Origin of the sequence: Microbacterium sp., from assembly GCF_031178525.1 — a bacterium.
Classification (GTDB): Bacteria; Actinomycetota; Actinomycetes; order Actinomycetales; family Microbacteriaceae; genus Microbacterium.
Map to the genome: position 1 here is coordinate 1 of NZ_JAPSJA010000139.1, position 6,723 is coordinate 6,723.

At 71.6% G+C, this 6,723-nt stretch carries 6 protein-coding genes; all 6 read left to right on the plus strand.

Features of this window, described 5'->3' with window-relative positions:
• Window positions 1–55: 55 nt before the first annotated feature.
• Window positions 56–1,042, plus strand: a complete 987-nt coding sequence (locus RIF89_RS09550; RefSeq protein WP_309068887.1) for a WYL domain-containing protein — start codon at window positions 56–58, stop codon at window positions 1,040–1,042.
• A complete protein-coding gene (locus tag RIF89_RS09555; protein ID WP_309068888.1) occupies window positions 1,039–1,986 on the plus strand; it encodes a WYL domain-containing protein in 948 nt (315 codons plus the stop codon). Before RIF89_RS09550 ends, RIF89_RS09555 begins: the two co-directional genes overlap by 4 nt.
• A gap of 120 nt (window positions 1,987–2,106) precedes the next feature.
• Entirely contained in the window at window positions 2,107–2,373 is a 267-nt protein-coding gene (locus tag RIF89_RS09560) for a twin-arginine translocase TatA/TatE family subunit (RefSeq protein ID WP_309068889.1), read from the plus strand.
• A 59-nt stretch (window positions 2,374–2,432) separates the two neighbouring features.
• Window positions 2,433–3,191, plus strand: a complete 759-nt coding sequence (gene tatC / locus RIF89_RS09565) for a twin-arginine translocase subunit TatC (RefSeq protein ID WP_309068892.1) — start codon at window positions 2,433–2,435, stop codon at window positions 3,189–3,191.
• Complete coding sequence (locus RIF89_RS09570; RefSeq protein ID WP_309068890.1) at window positions 3,188–5,632, plus strand: DEAD/DEAH box helicase; 2,445 nt, start codon at window positions 3,188–3,190, stop codon at window positions 5,630–5,632. Before tatC ends, RIF89_RS09570 begins: the two co-directional genes overlap by 4 nt.
• A partial coding sequence (gene lnt, locus RIF89_RS09575) for an apolipoprotein N-acyltransferase (protein ID WP_309068891.1) occupies window positions 5,629–6,723 on the plus strand: 1,095 nt, incomplete at its 3' end. The genes RIF89_RS09570 and lnt, both read left to right, overlap by 4 nt.

Sequence of the window (6,723 nt, forward strand, 5' to 3'; positions counted from 1 at the left end):
AGGACTCCGTGCCGCGGGAGCGCGGTGCGCGCCCGCCTCGGCCTAGGATGGCCAGGTGGCGGAGAGGATCCAGGCGGAAGAGCGCCAGCTGAACCTGATCGTGGCCCTGATGGCCACGGAGATCGGGTTGACGAAGCAGCAGATCCTCGAGTCCGTGTCGGGATACCGCCAGCGAGCCGGCGCCAAGGCCGACGCGCTCGAGAAGATGTTCGAGCGCGACAAGGACGACCTGCGCGAGCTGGGCGTGCCGATCGAGACGATCGGCGACAGCGCAGACCCGAACGACCTGCGCGAGGCGCGCTACCGCATCCCGAAGGCGGAATACGATCTGCCGGCCGACATCGCCTTCACGCCGGCGGAGGTCGCCATCCTGGCGCTCGCGGGCTCGGTGTGGAGCGAGGGCTCGCTGTCGAAGGACGCCACGACAGGACTGCGCAAGATCCGTGCGCTCGGTATCGAGGTCGACGAGCCCATCATCGGCTTCGCCCCCCGCATGACCGTGCGGGAGCCGTCGTTCGCGCCGCTGCGTGACGCGATCGAGGCGTGCCGGGTCGTGACGTTCGACTACCTGAAGCCGGGCGAGGAGGAGCCCCGCCGCCGCCGGGTCCGCCCCCTCGCACTGGTCGACTACGAGGGGCGCTGGCATGTCTCCGCCCACGACGTCGACGCGGACGGCGACCGCATGTTCCTGCTCGCGCGGATCGTCGGGGACGTCGTCGCGACGCGCGAGCGCTTCGATCCCGCGCTGCGCGTGGGTGCCGGAAAGCGCGCCGAGGAGAGCCTGCGGGAGGTGGCTGCCCGCAACCGCGCGCTGCTCGAGGTCACGCCGGGAAGCGAGGCCGCTCTGCGCCTGGCACGGCGCGGGGAACCGGCCGCGCAGGGCATGCACGTGTCGTTCGTCGACCTGCACATCCTCGCCGACGAGCTCGCCTCGTACGGGCCCGAGGTGCGGGTGGTCGAGCCCGAGGCGCTGCGCGCGGCCGTCGTCGCGCGCCTGCGTGCCGCGCGCGACGCCCACGCGTCCGAGGGGAGCGCCGCATGACCAAGCTGCTGACGCCGGACCGCGTGACGCTGTACCTCACGCTCGTGCCCTACCTCGTCGAGCGCGGCGAGGTGTCCCTCGAGGACGCCGCGCGCGACTTCGATGTGACGCCCGCGCAGATGCGCACCATGGTCGAGAAGCTGACGCTCATCGGCCGCCCCGAGCAGATGCCGGATGATCTGTTCGACATCAACTGGGATCTGCTCGATGAGCAGGGCATCATCGAGATCACGCAGTCGGTGGGGCTCGAGCGCTCGCCCCGCCTGACCGCGCGCGAGGCCGCCGCGCTGCTCGGCGGGCTCCGGCTGGCTGGCTCCCTCCCCGGCGTCGCGGGGGGCGAGGTGTTCTCGGGGCTGCTCGCCAAGCTGTCGCGCGGCGCGTCGGCGGCCCCCGCCGAGGTCGTCGTGGTGCCCGAGCCGGTCGACGAGGTGCGCGCCCTGGTCTCGCAGGCGCTGCGCGACCAGGTGACGCTGTCGTTCACCTACCGCCGTCCGGATGCCGAGCCCACCACGCGCACGGTCGATCCCGTCAAGGTCATCGTGACCGAGGGGCAGTGGTATCTGCAGGGCTGGTGCCACATGCGGCGGGCGATGCGGAACTTCCTGCTCGAGCGGGTGAGCGATCCGCGTGTCACGGAGGATCCGATCCGACACGCGCACGACCCCGTGCCCGAGATGTTCGAACCGGGGGAGAACGACGAGATCGCGGTCGTGCGCTTCGCCGATGACCTCGCCCCACTCGTGGGCGACTATCTGTCGGGTGCCGAGACGACGTCGTCGGGCGGCGTCACGACCGCGCGGCTGCGTGTGTCCGACGCCCGCACCTTGAAGCGCCTCGCCGCCCGCCGGGCCGGCCGCGTCGAGATCGTGGAGCCGCCCTCGGCCCGGCGGGCCGCCGCCGAGTGGGCGTCCGCGGCGCTCGCCCTCTACGGCGAGGACGCCTGAGCGGCGGATGCTGCCGCGGCGACCAGCCGCGCCGGGTCGCGCTCTCCCGGCTCGCGGAGAGGTGTCCCGGTTAGACTTGCAGTGCTTCCCGCCCGACCGCGAACGACGGAGATCCCCCTCATGCTCGGCAACCTGAACGGCTGGCACCTGCTCATCCTGCTCGCCGTGATCCTGCTCCTGTTCGGCGCGGCACGCCTTCCCGCGCTGGCCAAGAGCCTCGGCCAGTCTGCTCGCCTGTTCCGCGGCGAGATGAAGCAGCTCAAGGCCGAGGACGGCGACACCGCGCCGCCCGCGGCCGGGTCGCAGGCGCAGGGCTACCCCGGGACGGGCGATGCGCCCCGTCGCGAGCCCGGCGCGGACGAACCGCGCGGCACGAACACCCCGTAGCAGTGGTGGCTTCGCAGGCCGCCGTCACCAGCGACGACCAACCGTACCGCGATCGGCGGATGACGCTCGCGCAGCACCTCGTGGAGCTGCGGCGACGGCTGGTGATCGCCGCCGCGGCGCTCGTGGTCGGCATGGTCGTCGCGTTCTTCGTGACGGATCCGATCATCGCGTTCCTGCTGGGCCCCATCTCGGAGGTGGCAGAGCGGCTGGGCGACGACTTCACGCGCCTCGTCTACACGGGCGTGACGAGCTCGTTCGACATGCGGATGCGCATCGCGTTCGCGATCGGCCTGCTCCTGTCCGCGCCCGTCTGGCTGTGGCAGATCTGGGCGTACATCATGCCGGGCCTCACGAAGCGGGAGGTGCGGTACACGATCGGGTTCATGGCGTCCGCGGTCCCGCTGTTCTTCGCGGGCTGCTACGTCGGCGTGCTGATCATGCCGCACATCCTGCTGCTGATGTCGTCGTTCGTGCCGGACCAGCAGTTCGCGTCCCAGTTCTACGAGGCCGCCGCGTACTACGACTTCGCGTTCAAGACGGTGACCGTGATCGGGATCGCATTCGTCTCGCCCGTGTTCCTCGTCGCGCTGAACCTCGCGGGGATCGTGTCGGGCATGGAGATCCTGAAGGGCTGGCGCGTGGCGATCATCGTCGCGACCGCGTTCGCGGCGGTCTCGACCCCCGCAGCCGACGTCGCCTCGATGCTGCTGCTCGCCGGGGTGCTCGTGGTGCTGTACTTCTGCGCCGTGGGCATCTCGCTGCTGTTCGATCGGCGCAAGCGCAAGCGCGAGCAGGCGCTGCTGGCGGAGGAATCATGACCGACCAGAGCCCGGCCGAGCGCTACGCCGCAGCACGAGAGAACCGGGAGCACCCCCAGACCCACGCGTTCGCCGAGGCGCAGCGCTTCCGGCTGGACGACTTCCAGGTCGAGGCGTGCCGCGCGCTCGAAGGTGGTCGCAGCGTGCTCGTGGCCGCGCCGACGGGCGCCGGCAAGACGATCGTGGGCGAGTTCGCGGTGCATCTGGCGATGCAGACGCCGAACCAGAAGGCGTTCTACACGACGCCCATGAAGGCGCTGTCGAATCAGAAGTTCCGCGAGCTGCAGGACGTCTACGGCGAGGATGAGGTCGGCCTGCTGACGGGCGACACGAACATCAACGGCGACGCGCGCGTGCTGGTCATGACGACCGAGGTGCTGCGCAACATGCTGTACGCCGACTCTCCCGCCCTGCGCGGCCTGCGGTACGTGGTCATGGACGAGGTGCACTACCTCGCCGACCGCTTCCGCGGCGCGGTGTGGGAGGAGGTCATCATCCATCTCCCGTCCGAGGTCCGGCTCGTGTCGCTCAGTGCGACGGTGTCCAACGCCGAGGAGTTCGGAGACTGGCTCGACACCGTGCGCGGCGACACCGACGTCATCGTCTCCGAGACCAGGCCCGTGCCCCTCGAGCAGCACGTGCTGGTGCGCGGCGACCTGCTGCCGCTGTTCGACGACCGCGCGGGCGTGGCGACGGCGCAGGTGAACCAGGAGCTCGTCCGGATGCGCGGCGGTCAGGCGTTCGCCGCGAACAGCTCGTTCCTCGAGGCGCGCCGCGGTGGCAGACGCCGCGGCGGCTACCACCGGCCGGGACCGCCGCGCCGAGCCGAGCGGATCGACCGCCCGGAGGTGGTGGCGCTGCTCGAGCGCTCGAACCTGCTGCCGGCCATCTTCTTCATCTTCAGCCGGGTCGGCTGCGATGCCGCCGTCCAGCAGGTGCGCCGCTCCGGCCTCCGCCTGACGACAGCTGAGGAGCGGCGCGAGATCCGCGAGATCGTGCAGGCACGCACCGCCGCGCTGCCTGACGAGGATCTCGCGGCCCTCGGCTACTTCGAGTGGGTCGAGAACCTCGAGCGCGGCATCGCATCGCACCACGCGGGTCTGCTGCCTGCCTTCAAGGAGGTCGTCGAAGAGCTGTTCCAGCGCAAGCTCGTGAAGGCCGTGTTCGCGACCGAGACCCTGGCGCTGGGCATCAACATGCCCGCCCGCACGGTCGTGCTCGAGAAGCTCGAGAAGTTCAACGGCGAGGCGCGCGTCGCGCTCACGTCGGGGGAGTACACGCAGCTCACCGGCCGCGCCGGTCGCCGGGGAATCGACGTCGAGGGCCACGCGGTCGTGCAGTGGAGCGAGGGGATGGATCCCCAGGCGGTCGCCGGCCTCGCCTCCCGCCGCACGTACCCGCTCAACTCCAGCTTCCGCCCCACGTACAACATGGCCGTCAACCTGATCGATCAGTTCGGCCGTGAGCGGGCACGTGAGGTGCTGGAGTCGTCCTTCGCCCAGTTCCAGGCCGACCGGGCCGTCGTGGGCCTCGCCCGCCAGGTGAAGGACGCCGAGGAATCGCTCGCCGGCTACGAGAAGGCGATGACGTGCGAGCACGGCGACTTCGCCGAGTACTCGGGTATCCGCCGCGACCTCAGCGACCTCGAGCGCTTGAACAGCCGGGACGTCACGGCCGGCCGCGGAACGCGCGAGAAGCGGCAGCGCGAGATCAACGGACTGCGCCGCCGCATGCAGCGCCACCCCTGCCACCGCTGCCCCGACCGCGAGAAGCACGCCCGGTGGGCCGAGCGCTACTGGAAGCTGCGCCGCCAGACCGACAAGACCCGGCGCCAGATGGAGAACCGCACCGGCACGGTCGCGCGCGTGTTCGATCAGATCATCGATGTGCTCACGACGCTCGACTATGTGCGGCTCGAGGATGACGAGGCGACGCTGACGGCTGCCGGCCGGCGCATGCGGCGCATCTACGGCGAGCGGGATCTGCTCGTCGCGGAGTCGCTGCGCACCGGGATCTGGAAGAACCTCGACGCGCCCTCTCTCGCGGCGCTCGCGTGCTGCCTCGTGTACGAGCCGCGCGGCCGCGACGACGGCGGCGCGGATCCGCGCTCCCTCCCGCGCGGCGCGTTCCGGCTCGCACTCGCCGAGACCGAGGACCTCTGGGCCCGCCTCGACGACCTGGAGCAGGACAATCGCCTGTCCGGCACCGAGCCGGTCGCCACGGGGCTGGCCGCCGCGATGCACCTGTGGGCGCGCGGCGGCCTGCTCGACCGCGTGCTGCTGGAGGCAGACATGGCCGCCGGCGACTTCGTGCGCTGGGCAAAGCAGACGATCGATCTGCTCGACCAGCTGTCGCTCGTCGCCGACGGCGAACTCGCCCGGACGGCGCGGCGCGCGCTCGACGCCGTGCGACGCGGCATCGTCGCGTACAGCTCGGTATGAGCGGCTCGCGCCCGGCGACCGGTGCTCGTGCGCGCACGCGCAGCAGGCCGTCCCCGACTCGACCTCTGCTGCCGCTGTGGGCCGCGGCGGTCGCCGCCGCCGTCGGCGGCCTCGCGCTCGACGCCTCGTTCCCGTCGCTCGGCATCTGGGCCCTGGCTCCCGTCGCGGTCGCGCTTGCGCTCGTGTCGCTGATCGGCCGCACGGCCCGCGGCGCTCTGCTCGTGGGACTCGCGTTCGGCGGGTTCTTCTGGTTCCCGCACATCGACTGGGCGGCGAGCTTCCTCGGCGATGACGCGCAGGCCTGGCTGCCGTGGGTCGCGCTCGCGGGACTGCAGGCGGTCTTCACCGCGGTCGGCGCGATCCCGATGGCGCTCGCGTACCGGTGGTTCCGCGGCGGCCGGTGGGCGCGTCTGGTCGCGCTGCCGCTGCTGATCGGCGCGCTGTGGACGGCGCGCGAGCTCATCACGGGAAGCTGGCCGTACGGCGGCTTCGCGTGGGGCCGGATCGGCATGAGCCAGTCCGAGAGCCCGCTCGCGCACGTCGCGTCATGGGTGGGAGTGAGCGGCCTGACCTTCCTGATCGTCGTGTTCTGCGCGACCGTCATCGAGATCGCACGGCTGCGCTCGTGGCGGCCGACGTCGTTCGTGCCCGCGGCGGCGCTGGCGCTCGTCCTGCTCGTGCTGCCCCAGTGGCAGACGGCGGGGGCCGGCACCCTCCGCGTGGGTGCGGTGCAGGGCAACGGCCCCACCGCGTACTTCGACGAGCGTGCGGACTGGGCGGTGCTGGACGCCCAGCTCGAGGCGTCCGCACCGCTGCGGGACGAGCGGGTCGATCTCGTCGTCTGGCCGGAGGGCGGCGTCGACTACGACCCGCTGCAGGAGCCGATCACGGACGAGCGGCTCACGGAGGCCGCTCGGGCGTACGGCGCGCCGATCCTCATGAACGCCGCGTCGGTCGACGGCGACGACGTGTACAACATGTCGATGCTGTGGACCGCGGACGGCGAGGATGTCGCGGGGGGCCTCCAGACGCACGCGAAGCGCCACCCGGTCCCGTTCGGGGAATACGTGCCGGATCGGCCGTTCTTCGAG